Below are 16,481 nucleotides of genomic sequence, written 5' to 3'. Positions count from 1 at the left end.
GATTGGGTAGGCATATCCAGTTATGCCTTTGCGGTTTTGGCAAGACGGCCAAAGCGATACCTGAGCACCACGGCACCCACCGCACCGAGCAATGCCATCACGATGATGTAGCCGAAGAAATACCGGTAACCGAGTACGCCGGCGTACTTCGTGGTGAGGTAGGCGCTGATCTTTGGCAGAAAGATATCGGGCGAGTAGCCAATCATCGACACCATGCCGATGGCCAACCCGACACAGTGATCGGGAATGCCGCACTTACCCACCAGCGCCCAGTACAAGCCGCGCACCGCATAGCCCAACATACCGAGCAACAGCACAAAGCCCAGCAACACCGGGACCGACGCACCTGCCGGCACCATGCTCAAGCCAGCCAGGCCAAGCGCTCCACAGACCAGAACACCCGCCAACACCAACTCGCGCGAAAACTTGTCGGCCAAGAATCCACCACCAACGCCGCCAATGGGGCGCATCCACATCATGGCGACGGTAATGGTGGCGGCAATGGTGGCCGACGTGCCGAATTCGGGTAGGCGCACAAACGCCGAGAACTTGTACGACACCCAGAACATCTGATAGCCGCAAAACACCACAGCCGCCAGAATCCAAAGTTCCGGGATGCGTGCCAGGGTTTTGAGATCCGCCCACAGGTTGTTTTTTTTCTTTGCAACCGATGGGCTTTTTTTCTCGGCGCCTTGCGGGTCTCTCAAGCAGAACAAGATCGCGCCCAACGTCACGCACAGCGTGGCGTACATCAGCAGAATCACGCGAAAGCCGGTCGCTTCCGCGTTTTGGCTGGCGAAGTACGAAAAGATGGTCAGCGCGATCACCGCCAGTGCGGCTTCCACCAAGCCACGGCCGCCATCCAGAATGCCGAAGAAGCGGCCCCGCTCTTCCGGCAAAGAGATGGAATTGACGCGCTTGATAATGGCCGACCAGAAGGTCAATCCCGTGGTGACGCCCCAGCAGGCATAGATGACGCACAGCGTTTCGTAGGATGGCGCGGTGGAATACAGATAGCCCAGCGCACCCGTCATCACCAATGAAAAGCTGATCAGAATGCGCGGGCGGACCCGGTCTGCCAGCCAGCCGCTTGGCATATAGCAAACAACAAACACCGTGCCCAAGATGGAATACAGCGTACCGAGCTGCAGGTCATTGAGCTTGAAGAACTCCAGAATCGTGACTTCATACACCTTGCGCAAATACAGCATGGGGTAGATCGTGCCGGCGGCCAGCAAGACCAACGCCAACTGGATATAGCGCTGCACGCGCGCGGATTGCTGCGCACTACCGGCAGAAAGCGACGCCGTTTGCGCTGTTGACGATGAAGTCGTCATCGGAAGTCTCCTTGGAAAGCGCGGTGCGCGATTCCGATTGTTCTTATGGGGAAACAGATGTGCCGTGCGCTCAGCGGCGAGCGCACGGATTGGACGCAACCGCGCCGGTCAATACTTCATGACGACCAAACGCGTTTGCGTGAACTCGAGCATCCCGTGCTTGCCGTCGTCGCCGCCAAGGCCGGATCGCTTCCAGCCAGCGTGGTAACCCTGGTACGGATCAGCCGGTGTGCGGTTGACGTACAGCTCGCCGGATTCGATGGCATTGGCTACCTTCATCGCCGTGCGGTAGTTCTCGGTGTAGAGCACCGATGCCAGGCCGAACTGATGGTCGTTGGCCAGGGCAATGGCTTCGTCGATCGTGGCGTAGCGCAGCACGGCCAAAATCGGGCCGAAGGTTTCTTCCTGCACGATCTCCATGTCCTGCCGGCAGTTCGTCAGCAGCGTGGCTGGGTAGAAGAAGCCGGGGCCATCGGGCAGCTTTCCGCCGGTCTCCAGCGTTGCACCGTCGGCAATGGCCCGCTCGACCATTGCGTGAATGTTGGAGCGCGCCGATGCACTCACCTGGGGCCCCATGCACGACGGATCGACCGCACGGTCACCGATGCGCACAGCGGCCATCTGCTTCTTGAGCAGGGCGACAAAGCGGTCGTGCACGCTCTCATGCACGTACACGCGCTCGATGGCCGTGCAACGTTGACCGCAATGTGCGACCTTGGCCGCGACGAGCGCAGCGGCCACAGCTTCCAGGTCTGTATCCGGCTCAACGATGGCAGGCGTCTTGCCGCCGAGTTCGAGCGACGGCCTGGCAATGTTCACCTTGCAGTAGTCGAGTACCTTGCGGCCCGCATTCACGCTGCCCGTGAGCGTGATCATGCCCACTGCCGCGTGGGTGCATAGCACCTCAGCCGTGGCGTGATCCATCGCCAGGATGTTGACGACACCCGGCGGAAAGCCGGCATCCTCAACCGCCTTTGCAATTTCGAAAGCCGAAACGGGAGTGTTGTTGCTGGGCCGCACCACCACGGTGTTGCCCGTAATCAGCGCGGGTGCAATCTTTCGCAGCAGCGTGTAGACGGGATAGTTGAACGGGATCAGGCACGCCACGACGCCGATGGGCTCGCGTTGCAGGAAGAGGTTTTCGTCCGGCGTATCGCTGGGGATGATCTCGCCCTCGATACGGCGCGCCCACTCGGCGTGATAGCGCGTGATCTGACCGGCGAAGATGGCTTCGTTTGAGGCATCTTCCAGGCTCTTACCCGACTCCTGCGCGAGTACTGCGCCAATCTCAGGCGCACGCGCCGTCAGCGCATCGGCCAGCTTGTGCAGGTAGGCGGCGCGCTCGGTGCTCGGAAGCTTGCGCCAGGCCTTCTGTGCGACGGCAGCAGCCTCGACGGCGGCAATTGCCTCTTCGGCCGTCGCGGCCGAGACGCGTGCAAACGGTGCTTCGGTGGCGGGGTTGTGAACAACAATGAATGCATCGCTTTGCGCATCGGCAAACCTGCCATTCACATAGTTGCGCTCGGTACGCATGAAGAGGCTCCTTCGGGCGGATGCGCCAATCGCTGCATGAGCGATCGCACATCACTGGATAGGAGCGCATTCTGTTCACGCGTTCAGCGCACGACAAACAACTTATTGTTACGACGGGTATGCGAAAAGCGCATGGCCCGTCGGCTCATCCTCGCAAGTGCGCACCACATCAGGCGATGTGCGAAATCGCCGTAGGAATCGCCCACCATGAGACACCGCAAATTTCGGACATTTCCCAATGTCACCGGACGGCGAAGCGCATAACGTCTCGCCGCGTCAACGTCGTAAAGGTGCCTGGGCGTTGTGACATAGTTTGACTTTCCGCAGCTCTGCGCAACCGGCATCGATGACCTAGAGGACACCGACACCATGCGACGCCTACCATCGCTGATCGCGTTGCGATTCTTCGAGGAGACCGCGCGTCACCTCAGCTTCAGCCGCGCAGCGGCTTCACTGTTCGTCACGCAAAGCGCGGTCAGCCGACAGATCCGCCTGCTGGAAGACGCACTCGGCGTGCAGCTTTTTGAGCGTGATCACAAAGGCGTCAACCTGACCGATGCTGGCCAGCGCCTTCTGCCCTTTGTCGAGCAGGCGTTCGACGCCATCGAACGCGGCGTTGGAGAGGTCGCCGCAGCGCCTCCGAAAACGAAGCGCCGCCTCACGGTATCGCTGCCCCCCACGCTCGCGACACAGTGGTTCTCGCCACGGCTGGGCACGCTCTCTGAGGCACAGCCGGATGTTGAACTGTCGATCCGCACCGATGCGTCGGACGACAGCGATTGCCGCATCCGTTTCGGACGCGCCGCGCTACCCGACATGCATTCAGAACTGCTCATGATGGAGCGGCATGCCCTGGTGGGTGCACCGAAATTTTCCGGCGAGCCTCTTGATGCGCTCCTCGGGAAGTTGCCGCCGCTACATGTGCTGCACGAGGGCAAGCGCCTGACGATGTGGGCCGACTGGTGCACGCAAGCGGGAATTCACTACACGCGCGTCGGCGATGGCATTGAGTTCTCGACACTCGAGCAGGCGATTCACGCCGCACGCAAGGGTGTGGGGCTCGCCATCGTCGATCTGAACATGATCGAGGAGGAGATCGGCGACGGCACGCTGGTGCGACTGTCATCCGAGCAGGTCGTCGGGCCGTTTGGTTACTGGCTGGATGTCGCATCCAACCACGTAGCAACCGAGCACGTACGTGTGTTTGCGGCGTGGTTGCGGGAACAGGTGGCAGAGCGGACCTGACCGGCAGGCGCTCCACCACCCATGTGCCGAACACTCAGTGGCCGGCGGCCTGGTTGAGTGTCAAGTCCTTTGTCTCCGGTGCCCAGGCAATCGACACGATCATCCCGATCAGCAACACGCCGGCCAAAGCAAACATCGTCGCCTGAAAGCCAAGGGTCGTGATACTGACCGGCAGCAGGAACGTACCGACCGCTGAACCCAGCCGGCTGCACGCCACCGAGAGGCCAACGCCGCTTGCCCGTACTTCCGTCGGGAAGCACTCTGGAGGAAACACCCCAACGAGGTTGCTGAATGCCGACATGGTGAGCGTGAAGACGGCAAAGGCGATGATCATGGCAACCGATGCGGTAGACGGCAGCAACGCCAGCGCCAGCAACGACACACAGGTCACCGCAAATGAGCCGATCAGGAATCCCCGCCGCGACAGCACGATCGTGAGCCAGATACCGATCAACGCACCCAACACGAGGAATCCATTGAGCAGCAGATCCGTTCCAAAGCCTTGCGACAGACCGATCGTCCAGAGAATCGTCGGCAAGAACGTGTAAATCGCGAAGTATGGGATCACCAGGCACATGAAGAACACGCAGTTGAAGAGCGTGCGGCGAATCAGATCCGGCCGGAACAGGCGCCCGAAACCCACGTTCTCATGATGCTCACCGGCACCGTCCAGCACCACGTTCGGGCCAAAGAACTTGGTGACGATGTCACGGGCCTCTTTCACACGGCCCTTGCCGGCAAGCCAGCGTGGCGATTCAGGGGTTCCCATGCGCAAGAGCAGGATGATGGCGGCAGGCAACGCAGCCGAGGCCAGCAGCCAGCGCCAGGAATCCGGCGAGGCGTGTGCATAGACCATGCCGAGCACGTTGGCGACGACGTAGCCCACGGTCCAGATCACGCTGAACGAGCCCAGCAATACCCCACGATGCTTGCGCGGTGAGAACTCCGCCAGAATCGCGTGACCAACCGAAAAGTCACCGCCCATCCCGATACCGATCAGGATACGCAGCAGGAACAACTCCATCGGAGATGTCACGAAGAACTGCGCTGCCGAAGCGACAGTGATGATCAAGAAGCTCGTCAGGAAGATCTTCTGACGGCCCATGATGTCGGACAGACGGCCAAACAGGAGGCTGCCCAGGAAGATGCCGATCAACGCGGAGCTACCGATCATCCCCATCCAGAATGGATCAAGCGGCATCTGCTTGCCCATGGCGCTGAGCGCGTAACCAACCGTACCCAGCACATAGCCTTCGGTCAGGTGCGCGCCGAACGTGAGGCCGGCGATCTTGATGTGGAAGCGGTTCAGCGGAACGTCGTCGAGGTTGACCCGACCTTGCGGGCGCGGTGCCGCAGACGACTGCGGCATTGCGCCGTCAGCGACATATTGAGCATTTGAATGGCTCATGGCTCTCCTTTTTGATTTCTTATTGATGACGCGCGGGCGTGGAGCGCCACGGCGAGGGGAAAGGAAGCGCCGCGCATCTGGAGACGATGCGCGGCGCAATCGCTGGGGGAGCGACTTAGCGGCCGAGACCAGCCATCAGCGTGTACTTGAGTTCGACGTACTCGTCGATGCCGTACTTCGAGCCTTCGCGGCCAAGGCCGGATTGCTTCACGCCGCCAAAGGGGGCGACTTCGGTCGAGATGATGCCGTCGTTCACGCCAACCATGCCGCTCTCCAGCGCACCCGAGACGCGCCATGCGCGACCGAGGTCACGCGTGTAGAAGTACGCGGACAGGCCAAACGGGGTGTCATTGGCAACGGCAATGGCCTCTTCTTCGGTCTTGAAGCGGAAGCATGCAGCCACCGGGCCAAACGTTTCTTCCTCGGCAATCAACATGTCAGACGTCATGCCGGTCAGCACGGTCGGCTCGTAGAACGTACCGCCCAGCGCGTGGCGCTTGCCGCCAGTGACCACCGCAGCGCCCTTGGCTGTTGCATCGGCAACGTGCGCTTCCACCTTGGCGAGTGCTGCCGCGTTGATCAACGGCCCCTGCTCGACCTCGCCCGTGAGCGCATTGCCCACGCGCAGCTTCCTGACCGCCGCCGCCAGCTTTTGCGTGAACGCGTCGTACACACCGTCCTGCACCAGGAAGCGGTTCACGCACACGCAGGTTTGCCCGGTGTTGCGGAACTTGGAAGCCATGGCGCCTTCCACCGCTGCATCCAGGTCGGCATCATCAAACACGATAAACGGTGCGTTGCCACCCAGCTCCAGCGACAGCTTCTTCAGCGTATCGGCCGACTGCTTGGCAAGCAGCTTGCCCACACGTGTCGAGCCCGTAAACGACGGTTTGCGCACGACCTCCGACCCCGTGAGCACCGTGCCGATGGCCACCGCGTCACCCGACACGACGTTGAACACGCCGGCCGGCACGCCCGCGCGCTCGGCCAGCACGGCCAGCGCAAATGCCGACAGCGGCGTTTCTTCCGACGGCTTGAGCACCATCGTGCAACCGGCCGCCAGTGCGGGGCCCGCCTTGCGCGTGATCATCGCCAGCGGGAAGTTCCACGGCGTAATGGCTGCCACCACGCCAATCGGCTCACGGGTGACGACAATCTGCGCGTTCGGCTTCGGGCTGGGGATCACGTCGCCGTACATGCGCTTGGCTTCTTCGGCAAACCACTCCAGAAAGCTCGCGGCATACGCGACTTCGCCCTTGGCTTCTGGCAGCGGCTTGCCTTGCTCGCGCGACATCAGCTCGGCCAGTGCATCGCGGTGTTCGAGCATCAGTTCGCCCCAGCGCTTGACCCGTGCGCCGCGCTCCTTGGCGGTGAGTGCGCGCCAGGCCGGTAGCGCACGCTCGGCGGCATTAATGGCCTGCTGGGTTTCAGCAGCGCCACCCTTGGCAACCTGCGCAATGGCTTCGCCCGTTGCGGGGTTCAGCACCGCGTAGGTGGCTGCACCGCCCTGCGGCTCGTACCATTCGCCACCAATGTAGTGGCCGGTCTTGAGAAATTCGCTCATGGTGTCGTGCTCCTTCAGTCTGCCGCAAAGGCGCCTTGCGCCGGACGTCCCTCACGTGCGCAGCGCTTGCCGGCCGTGTAGTCGTTGATCAGGTCGCACGGTGTGTAGTTGCGGTCGAGTTCGTACAGCTCGTCTTCGCTCAGCTTGGTTTCGAGCGCGCCAAGTGCGCTGTCGAACTGCGCAACCGAATCCGCACCGACCAGCATGCTGGCGATGCCCGGGCGGCTGAGCACCCATGCCTGCGCAATCTGTGCGGGCGGCACACCGCGACGCTTGGCCACCCTCGCCACCGATTCCGCAATCGCCAGCGATGCCGGATCGCCGTACATCTGGGCGGTAAAAAAGTCGGTCTGATTGCGCGTCGATGTCGGCTCGCACGTCAGCAGGCCGCGTGCCAGCGGGCTGAACACCGACACCCCAACCCCCTGGTCGATGCAGTACGGCACCATCTCACGCTCTTCTTCGCGGTAAGCGAGGTTGAGCTGAAGTTGCATGTTGATCGGCTTGTGCCAGCCGTTGCGCTCGCACACTTGCATGATCTTGGCGAACTGCCACGTGTACATGGTCGACACACCGAGGTAGCGCGCCTTGCCAGCCTCTACAACGTCGTGCATCGCGCGCATGGTTTCCTCAACAGGCGTGTGCACATCGAAGAAATGCAGCATGTAGACATCGACATAGTCCATGTCGAGCCGCTTGAGCGACGCATCAATGCCGTCGAGGATGTGCTTGCGCGAATGGCCACCCGCATTGGGGTAGTTGCCCATGTCGTAGCCCACCTTGGTGGTGACGACCAGCTCTTCGCGGCGCGCAAGGCGCTTCAGGATGCGGCCAACCACCTCTTCGCCGACACCGGTCGAGTAGAAGTCGGCCAGGTCGATGAAGTTGACGCCGGCCTCCAGCGCGTGACGCACGATGGGCTCGCTTTGCGCCTCATCAAAGATCCACGGCTTCCACTGCGGCGTGCCCATGTTCATCGTGCCCAGACACAGGCGCGACACCTTCAGGCCGGATTGGCCCAGGCGGACGTATTCCATCTTGGGTCTCCTCAGCCCTTCTTCGGGGTGTAGAACGGGTTGGAGACGTCACGCGCGGCGGCAAACACCGCCTCCTTGCGCGGCAGGCCTTCCATGGCAGCGACGATCGCGTTGCGGCAGGCCTTGTAGTTGTTCTCGAACACGGCGTCGAGATCGTCGGTCTTGGGGTTCACCCAGTTGGCCGACACGACCACCCAGTCGTTCTCCGCTTCCGGCGGCAGCGTGCCGTTTTCCAGCGCTTCAGCCACCGCCTTGGCGATGCCTGCCTGCGAGGCACCCCATGTGGCGTTGCCGTGGAAGTCGCTCTCAATCGGCGCCTTGTTCACGTACAGCGTGAGCGGCTTGGTCGGCACGCCCGGCTGCGCAATGATGACGAACGGTGCATGGCCAGCCGACGGGGTTGCCAGTGCGGTGGAAAACGCCTGGCCAGCAGGGCCATTGCGCGGACCAACCAGCACGTTGATGTGCGCGAGATTGACGCCGGGGCCTTCAAAGCCTTCGCCGATGTAGAGCTGCTTTTGGGTGGAGGAAGTCATTGCGATGTCACGTTCAAGAGGGTTATGCGCGGCCATTGTGTCGGCGCGCGAATCCACCCGGGAAGCGACAAATTTCGATGACGGGGTATGCGAGGTCCGCATATCGGGACTCGCCCCAGGGCTGCGGCGTGGCTGATCTATGGAGGGAGGTAACGCGTGCGATTGAGGCGGATCAGCCGGCCTGGAAAGCGTGGGGCAACGCTACGGCATGCCCCATGGCAGGAGAGGAAAGGGAGGGGCGTGCCCGAAGCCGCCCCTCCTCGTTGGGTTACTGGATGGCGAGACGCCGCGCATACCCCGCGGCCCGGTCAGTCAGTTGCTGGGCCCGCTGAGCGGCGCTCACATAACGCGTGCCGACCGGCAGCACATTGGCGAGGTTACTCAGCTTCACCACCTGGGTCTGGATGGACGGCCCGCCGGCCAGCGGTTTGGTGGCCGGCAGGTTCTGCCAACGGACCATGATGGTGCCTTCATGCAGCCCCACCGGATCGATCCAGTTGGCCACGCCCGGGTCCTGGGTCGACACCACGAAGGTGTAGCTGCCATCTGCATTGGGTGCCGCCTGCACGTTGTTCAGGCTGGACTGATGGCGGATCGGGTCGACCGTCACCAGCCATGGGTCCGTCACCGGAAAGACCACGTACCCTGCCCCACCTGTCTGCACGGTGGCCACCAGCGCCTCGTCATCTGCCAGCTTGAAGTAACCGAACGAACTGGCCTGCGTGGTGAGCGTGCCCAGCGTGGACGAGATCGACGGGCTGGACAGCGTGTTCGCCGGGTTGGTATGCGTCTTGAGCCCCAGCGCACCCACGCCGTAGTCAAGGATGGATTCCTGCAGATTGATCCAAGCATCCGCTGCGATGGCAAACGCACCCTTGGCCGGATAGCTGCGGCCATCCGCCACGCGCTGCACGCTCAGCGTGTCGGGCGTTTCGGTATTCCAGTTGCCAAGGTTGTTGCGGATGAACAGTTGCCGCGCCTGCCCGTTGGACTGGATATGGTTCACGCGGCCGTTGGCTGGCGTGTTGTCCACCGTAATGGTGTACGTGCCGTCGCTATCCACCACCAGATCCTGGCCCGTCAGAATGGCCACGGTCTGCTGCGAGTTCGGATTGCTGATGAGCGAGAACGTGACATCGGTCGGGCCGGGATAGGTGCGCTTGCCCTTGATGACATAACGCGACGAACCATCGATCGGGATGGTGCGATAGATGTTGTCCGGGTTGTCATAGGAGTAGCGCCCGCCCGGCACACTCACGCCGGGCCAGTTGCGCGGCGGGGCATCCACCCAGTACACCTTGGGGTTGAACGGATCGCCGTTGACCGACTTCTGGATGGCGCTGAATGCCAGCTCGTCGATGGCGTTGTCCAAACGGTTTGCCGCTTCAGCGCTGACATTGCCGCCGTAAGCCAAAGCGTAGGCGGCCTTCGCCTCCGCCTTGAGCACCGGATAGCCGTTGGTCCGGTTGATCTGCACGGCCAGTGCGTCGAGCGCAATCTGATCGGCAGTCGCTAGCGGTGAGGCCGCTTGAGCCGGCACCGCCAATGCGGCAAACAGCGCGGCAACACCCGCCACGCGAAGGGAACGGGCCAGCGCGGCAGGCGCGCGAGGAGAGAACTGCGAGGTCATCTTTCTTCCTTGTGGTTGTTGTGGGTGAACAGCAGCAAGAAAGTCTGTGACAGCAGCACGCCGGGCTGAACGAAGATAAAACGATGAAGTCATGCGCCGGCGGCATAACACAGCTCGCACGACCAGAGCAGACGCGCAGTCCGGCGCCGTGGCTCATGCATGCTGCATGCGGCCCTGCTCCAGGCTGGACACAATCAACTTCTCGTACACACTGTATTGACCTGAAGGCAGCACCGGCCTCAACGTCTCCAAGCATTTCTCTGCGCCGTACAGGCGCTGCGCGGTTGCGGAGTGGCGGACTTCCGTGTTCACTCCCCTTGTAGGAGGTGCACTCATGGAATCCCACTCCACAACAATGGACGCGCTTGTGCTGCGCGAAGCGCACGAAGGCGTCGTCACCCTCACGCTGAACCGCCCACTGCAGTTCAACGCACTGTCTGAAGCCATGCTGGATGCACTGCAGCGTGCCCTGGACGACGTTGCGGCAGACGACAGCGTGCGCTGCGTGGTGCTGGCCGCCGCGGGCAAGGCGTTTTGCGCCGGGCACGATTTGCGCGAAATGCGCGGCACACCGCAGCTTGCCTACTACCAAGCGCTGTTTGCGCGCTGCAGTGTGGTGATGCAGGCCATCCAGGCCCTGCCGGTGCCCGTCATCGTGCGGGTGCATGGCATTGCCACTGCTGCGGGCTGCCAGCTCGTTGCCAGTTGCGACCTGGCGATTGCATCCGATGCGGCACGGTTTGCGGTCTCGGGCATCAACGTTGGCCTGTTCTGCTCAACGCCTGCTGTGGCGTTGTCGCGCAACGTCTCGGCCAAGCGCGCGTTCGACATGCTGGTGACGGGCCGCTTCATCGACGCGGCCACGGCTGCCGACTGGGGCCTCATCAACGAGGCCGTGCCTGATGCAGCGCTTGACGAGGCCGTGGCACGCAAGGTGGCCGACATCCTGTCAAAGAGCCCCACCGCCATCCGCTATGGCAAAGCGATGTTCTATCGGCAGCGGCAGATGGCGCTGGACGATGCGTATGCCTACGCTGGCGATGTCATGGCGCGCAACATGATGGAAGAGGATGCCGGCGAAGGCATTGACGCGTTTCTGGAGAAGCGGCCGGCCAAGTGGCGGGGGTAAACAGATTCCGACATGCCCCCCTCACGACCTGCGGGAGTACCTCCCGCGGTACTCAACAGGCGTCATCGACGTCAGGGACTTGAACATGCGCCGCATGTTCGAGTCGCTGCTGAATCCGAGGTCTGCGCTGATGGTGCTGACCGGCACAGACGTCAACACAAGACGCTCGCTCACCTGATTCAGCTTGACCCGGCGTGCATACTCGGCAACCGGGACACCCGTCTCGCTGATCACCTTGCGCGCCAGTGTGCGCGCTGACATGCCAAGCGCATCGGCCAGCCTCGTTACGGTGATCGACTCCGCCGGAAGCTGCCCCACCAGCGCGTGCAGCCTGCGCAGCATCGCGCTGCCTTGCTGGATCAGACTCATCGACTGGAATGCCTCGTGTGTCTGGGCCGGACGCGGAAGCACCATCAGCTTGATCAGGTCATGCAAGGCTTCCGCGCTCACATGCTGCTCGATCAGTGCCTGGGCGATGGGAAGGTAGCCGCTTACGCCAGACGCCGTTGCCGTGCGTGCATTGACAATGCAGCTGCGCTCCGCCTGCCAACGGACCTTGCCGTAGTGCCGTTGCATGGCGTCTGCCGCCCACCACGTTACGGTGGCCGGTTGGCCGTTCAGCTTGCCGCTGGCCGCCAACAGACAAACGCCAGTGCAGTAGCCCCAAAGCCGCTTGCTGCGGTCAAGCAGCGTCAGCGCTTTGATCAACGCCGCGTTTGCGCCGAGCACCGCTTCGATCTGCGCAGCGGACTCAGCCCAGAAGCCGGGCACCAGTAAAGCGTCAAACGCCTTTGCCTCCCACCCATGCGTGGCATGGAGAGAAAGCCCATGCCCGCAAGCGATCTCGGTGGGCTGCAGCGCAACGTAGCGCAGCTCAAAGATCGCACGCCCAGCGCGCCGGTTGGCGGCATGAAGCAAATCTGAGAACGCCAGCAAGCCCGCCGGCATGCAATGCGGGTAGAGAAGCAAGCCAATCCGAAGCGGTCCAGGCATGGCAGAAATTGAATTGAATTTGTCCAATTCGGCCATTCTGGCAGTCGGCGAACCTCGACACAATGAACGCGTACTTGGGAGACGTGTTCATGAAGATCCAACAGCTACGCAACGCCACCATCATCGTGGAGATCGGCGCCAACCGCGTCCTGATCGACCCCATGCTCGCGCCCAGACATGCGCTGCCGCCACTGCGGCTGTCCGGCACGCGGCAACGCAATCCGCTGGTCGCGTTGCCCGACGTTGCCGGGCCAGCGCTGGAATCCGTAACGCATTGCCTGATTACGCACTGCCAGCGCGGTCATTTCGACCACCTGGACCGCGCAGCCAAGCGATGGCTGCGCGAGCGTCGGATCCCCGTCTTCTGCACGCCGCATGATGCTGAGCATCTGGCCCAACGCGGCCTGAACGTGCAGCCACTACATCCGGAGCATGTGCAGCCGGGCCCATTCCTGGGTGGCACGATACGCACAGTGCGCTGCACACACGGCCGTGGGCTCGTGGGCCGGCTGATGGAGCATGGCGTCGGTTACCTGATCGAAGCCCCCGGAGAGCCCTCGCTGTACTTGAGCGGCGACACGGTGCTCACGCCCACCGTCGAAGACTTCGTTGCGCAACACCGTCCGCAAGTGTGCGTGGTGCCTGCTGGCGGTGCGCGCTTCGATCTCGGCGGAGAGATCATCATGGGCATCGAGGAAGTCATCGATTTCACGCGCCTGGCGCCCGGCATCGTGGTGGCGAATCATCTTGAAGCACTGAGCCACTGCCCCGTGACGCGCGAGGGCCTCAAGCGCGCCGCCAAGGCAGCCGGGGTCGAGACACGGCTGCGCATCCCGGCCGATGGCGAGACGCTGGAACTCGATCGTGCCGAAACGCAGGGCAGCCCACAGATGACAACAGCCACTGCCTGACCTGCAGCCTACGTCCGCTGCGCTTGCGTCAGGCGCACCGGCATCGACATCGCTGCAACACCCGCGACGACGCGCCCCAGCCCCAGCCAGGCCGAAGGCGCCAGCGACTCCCCCAGGAAGACCACACTGATCCCGACACCAATCGGAACCCGCAGATAGGCTTGCGCCGTGGTGCCGATCGCCCCCAGCACCTGAATGAGCCGAAAGTAGATGACGAAGGCCAAGGCCGTCGAACATGCCGCCAGTGCAACCAACGCCATCAACGAGCGCGCGGAAGGGTGAATCTCCCAAGGCCGATCGACCACTAGGCTGACGGGTGTCAGCAGCAGCGCACCCACGATCAACGACCCTGCGGCAGGTGCAGCGGGGTTCAACCCCTTGAAAGATCGGCCGTAGATGGCGGCGCCGGCATAGCAAGCCGTCGCCGCCACGATCGCCAACTGCGGGATGAGCTGACCACCCAGCCCTTCGATGGCGCTCGGGCCAATCACCATGCACGTCCCGGCAAACCCTGCGATCACGCCCACGAGCTTGCGCCAGGACACCGGCTCGTGCCGGGTGATCAGCGCCGTCCCCAGGAACACCATCACGGGCGACGTGGAGTTCAGGATCGTGGCCAGGCCCGCCCCCACGGAGCGCTCCGCCCATGCGATGAGCGTGAACGGAATCACGCTGTTGAGCAGCGCCTGCACACCAAAGCGCACCCAGACGGCCCGATCGCGCGGCATCTGAATGCGACGCCACCGCATCCACAGCAGTAGCAGCGCGCCTGCAATCAGCGTTCGTGCCGCGATGAACGTCAGCGGCGGAATGGTCTCCACGCCGATCCGGATGAACGTGTACGACGCGCCCCACAAGCTTGATAGAACAAGCAGCAAGGCCAGCCCGTTCAGATTGCCGGTCGCAGATGTGTCGGTCTTTTGCACCTGAATTGCCTCGCCGCTGGTGTCTCAATGCAGGGGATCGTAGATCGGGCCGGGGCGTTTCCCTAGCGGGAACGGTTCGGTCTCGGCCAAAGTGTGGGCGATGGCGCTACCTGCCCTGCGGATGGAAAACCCCTTGTCGGATGGCCTCGCGAGCAAGCCGGCTGCGCTCATCACCCGTGATTTCTACATTCGATCCGCGCTAGTTTTGCTATCCTTTCTTGCAGCGTATCGCGCGGTGCGATACGCTAAAACCTTGCTGGCCCATTCACCTACTTCTGAATACTCCTATGGCAACCAAAGCTAAAACAGCAGCAAAGAAAGCAGCACCGAAGAAGGCCGCGCCGGCAAAGAAGCCTGCCGCCACCACGGCATCCGTCAAGCCGCTGAAGGACACGTTCACCAAATCGGCCCTGGTGACCCATCTGGCCGAGCAGGCACAGGTTGACGCCAAGGCGGTGAAAGCGGTTCTGCTGCATCTGGAAAACACCATCACAGGCGCACTGCACAAGAAAGGCGCCGGCGAGTTCACGCTGCCGGGCCTGTTCAAGGTGACGTCCGTGAAGGTTCCGGCAACCAAGCGCCGCTTCGGCAAGAACCCCTTCACCGGTCTGGAGCAGTGGTTCGAAGCCAAGCCGGCGACGGTGCGAGTGAAAGTCCGTGCCCTAAAGAAGGTCAAGGATGCAGCCCTGAACGGGTAATACACCGCAACAGGAAGAAAGGGGGCTTAGGCCCCCTTTTTTTATGCTGAGCCGGAGCGCGCAAGCCCTGTCATACACTCAACGCGCTACATCGCCCAGTGTCTCCACCTGATCAAGGAACGTTTAAGTGACGCCATTTTCATCTGCCCGCTTGCGCCGAGTGGCCCAACTGTCCGTGGTGTTGAACATGGCGCTCGGAAGCGCAACGCTAGCCATGGCGGCGGGTTCAGCAAAGCCGACAACCCCGGAGGCACCTGAAAAGCAATGCGAGGCCGTCATTGACGGCGATATTCAACGCTTGCGTGCATTGAATGAACCGCTGCAGCCTTTCTTCAAATGCCCGCATACCGTATTCACGCTGGCGAAAATCGCAACGGAAAATCTCCGGCAGGATGACTGGCTGGCTTTCCGCGATCTTGCCCGCCCGGAAGATCGGGCAGAACTGAATAACATGCGCCTGGATTTCTTTGTCGGTCTGGCGCCAAACCAATTGCAGGTGGAGCCGGTCTTGCGCGGGATCGAGTTGCTGCTTGACGACGGCGCCGCACCAATGCGAGACGGCAAGTACGCCTGGGGAGAGGTCGGGCGCCTTCTGCAAGTGTTGGGGAACGGCCGTGTCACGCCTGAGGATTCGGCGCAGGTGGCTCATATCTTCCTTGATCGCCTGCTCGACAAGGCACCCGCGGAGCAGACGGCAGATCTATCGACACTCTGGTCAGGCATTGTCGATTTACCGGAACCGCAGCGCGGGGGAGCCCTGCAACGGCTGAAAGCCAAGTTCAGTCAGTTCACCCCGAGCCGCAACGCGTGGCAGCGGGATCCGGGGGTGACCTACCCACTGAGAAGCGCGGATATCGCGGTTGCAATCCGCAAACGCGCGCCCATCGACGTCGTGCGCACCCTGCTCGACCTACGCGAGCCCGCCCCGCCCGAGATGGCCGTCTGGGATGACGCCATCCATGCCGGCCGCCTGGACATACTCGAAACCTTGATCCAACGCGGCTATGCGCTGCCGATGCAACGCCACGCAACCGGCGTCTGGACGTCACCGCTCATGAGCAGCGCCCAGGTTGCCATCAAGGGAGATACCCGTGCGCTGGAGATGCTGATCGGCATGTCGCCGCAGCCGCTGATTCCGGATGAGGTCAACCAGCGCATGAAAACCGTGCTGTTTCAAGCACCGAATAAGATTCCCGAAGCCCAACTCCGGCATATCAATGATCAGTTGAACGCGATGTCGCCGTCGAGCCGTCTTGCCGACGTCACCGCGCGCGACCCTCGGGGATACAGCCTGCTGGTCCGCGCCGCCGCTTATGGTGACCTGCCGTTGACGAAATCGCTGCTGGATGCGGGCGCGGACCCCAACGCCAAATCCCCGTCGGGCTTCACCGCACTTGCCTACGCACGCTGCTATGGGCACCCGGAGGTTGCGCAACTTCTGCAGCAGAAGAGCCCCACGGCGCAAGCGGATAGCTGCCCGCGTTGAGTACCGGCACAGCCAGCTCGGTGGCATCCGTGACTGCGGGGCTGGTCA

14 protein-coding genes are annotated in these 16,481 nt (G+C 62.4%); 5 read left to right on the top strand and 9 right to left on the bottom strand.

The features are described from left to right. Positions 1 to 20: 20 nt before the first annotated feature. A complete protein-coding gene (locus tag V6657_RS22590; protein ID WP_137884533.1) occupies positions 21 to 1,337 on the bottom strand; it encodes an MFS transporter in 1,317 nt (438 codons plus the stop codon). 108 nt (positions 1,338 to 1,445) lie between these two features. Beyond that, a complete protein-coding gene (aldA, locus tag V6657_RS22585; protein WP_137884532.1) occupies positions 1,446 to 2,870 on the bottom strand; it encodes an aldehyde dehydrogenase in 1,425 nt (474 codons plus the stop codon). A gap of 369 nt (positions 2,871 to 3,239) precedes the next feature. Between aldA and V6657_RS22580 the strand changes: the two genes are divergently transcribed. Continuing rightward, positions 3,240 to 4,115, top strand: coding sequence for a LysR substrate-binding domain-containing protein (locus V6657_RS22580; protein WP_137884531.1), 876 nt, complete (start codon positions 3,240 to 3,242; stop codon positions 4,113 to 4,115). 34 nt (positions 4,116 to 4,149) lie between these two features. On the opposite strand, the gene V6657_RS22575 is transcribed toward V6657_RS22580, so the two are convergent. From V6657_RS22575 to V6657_RS22555, 5 genes are all read right to left on the bottom strand, one after another. Next, complete coding sequence (locus tag V6657_RS22575; RefSeq protein WP_248694645.1) at positions 4,150 to 5,484, bottom strand: MFS transporter; 1,335 nt, start codon at positions 5,482 to 5,484, stop codon at positions 4,150 to 4,152. 154 nt (positions 5,485 to 5,638) lie between these two features. Next, entirely contained in the window at positions 5,639 to 7,087 is a 1,449-nt protein-coding gene (locus V6657_RS22570) for an NAD-dependent succinate-semialdehyde dehydrogenase (RefSeq protein WP_137884529.1), read from the bottom strand. 14 nt (positions 7,088 to 7,101) lie between these two features. Further along, complete coding sequence (locus tag V6657_RS22565) at positions 7,102 to 8,124, bottom strand: aldo/keto reductase (protein ID WP_137884528.1); 1,023 nt, start codon at positions 8,122 to 8,124, stop codon at positions 7,102 to 7,104. 11 nt (positions 8,125 to 8,135) lie between these two features. Next, positions 8,136 to 8,660, bottom strand: coding sequence for a formaldehyde-activating enzyme (gene fae, locus V6657_RS22560; protein ID WP_064806650.1), 525 nt, complete (start codon positions 8,658 to 8,660; stop codon positions 8,136 to 8,138). 268 nt (positions 8,661 to 8,928) lie between these two features. Beyond that, complete coding sequence (locus tag V6657_RS22555) at positions 8,929 to 10,290, bottom strand: hypothetical protein (RefSeq protein ID WP_048933540.1); 1,362 nt, start codon at positions 10,288 to 10,290, stop codon at positions 8,929 to 8,931. 334 nt (positions 10,291 to 10,624) lie between these two features. Here V6657_RS22555 and V6657_RS22550 point away from each other — a divergent pair, with 334 nt between their 5' ends. Next, complete coding sequence (locus tag V6657_RS22550; RefSeq protein ID WP_048933542.1) at positions 10,625 to 11,419, top strand: enoyl-CoA hydratase; 795 nt, start codon at positions 10,625 to 10,627, stop codon at positions 11,417 to 11,419. 21 nt (positions 11,420 to 11,440) lie between these two features. Here V6657_RS22550 and V6657_RS22545 read toward each other — a convergent pair whose 3' ends face one another. Beyond that, entirely contained in the window at positions 11,441 to 12,412 is a 972-nt protein-coding gene (locus V6657_RS22545) for a helix-turn-helix domain-containing protein (RefSeq protein WP_048933837.1), read from the bottom strand. A gap of 89 nt (positions 12,413 to 12,501) precedes the next feature. On the opposite strand from V6657_RS22545, the gene V6657_RS22540 reads away from it, so the two are divergent. Next, positions 12,502 to 13,323: an MBL fold metallo-hydrolase gene (locus V6657_RS22540; RefSeq protein WP_048933838.1), complete on the top strand. Its 822-nt coding sequence runs from the start codon at positions 12,502 to 12,504 to the stop codon at positions 13,321 to 13,323. A gap of 8 nt (positions 13,324 to 13,331) precedes the next feature. Here the strand turns inward: V6657_RS22540 and V6657_RS22535 are convergent, their stop codons facing one another. Beyond that, positions 13,332 to 14,249 carry an EamA family transporter gene (locus V6657_RS22535; RefSeq protein WP_048933543.1) on the bottom strand — a complete coding sequence of 306 codons (918 nt, stop codon included), beginning with the start codon at positions 14,247 to 14,249 and terminating at the stop codon, positions 13,332 to 13,334. Positions 14,250 to 14,536: 287 nt separating this feature from the next. On the opposite strand from V6657_RS22535, the gene V6657_RS22530 reads away from it, so the two are divergent. Both V6657_RS22530 and V6657_RS22525 read left to right on the top strand, forming a co-directional pair. Next, positions 14,537 to 14,947, top strand: a complete 411-nt coding sequence (locus V6657_RS22530; protein ID WP_048933544.1) for an HU family DNA-binding protein — start codon at positions 14,537 to 14,539, stop codon at positions 14,945 to 14,947. Between the two features lie 127 nt (positions 14,948 to 15,074). Next, a complete protein-coding gene (locus tag V6657_RS22525; RefSeq protein WP_338755648.1) occupies positions 15,075 to 16,433 on the top strand; it encodes an ankyrin repeat domain-containing protein in 1,359 nt (452 codons plus the stop codon). Positions 16,434 to 16,481: the final 48 nt, after the last annotated feature.

It is taken from the genome of Ralstonia sp. RRA, assembly GCF_037023145.1.
GTDB lineage: Bacteria > Pseudomonadota > Gammaproteobacteria > Burkholderiales > Burkholderiaceae > Ralstonia.
This window is presented reverse-complemented; position numbering and strand designations above follow the sequence as displayed.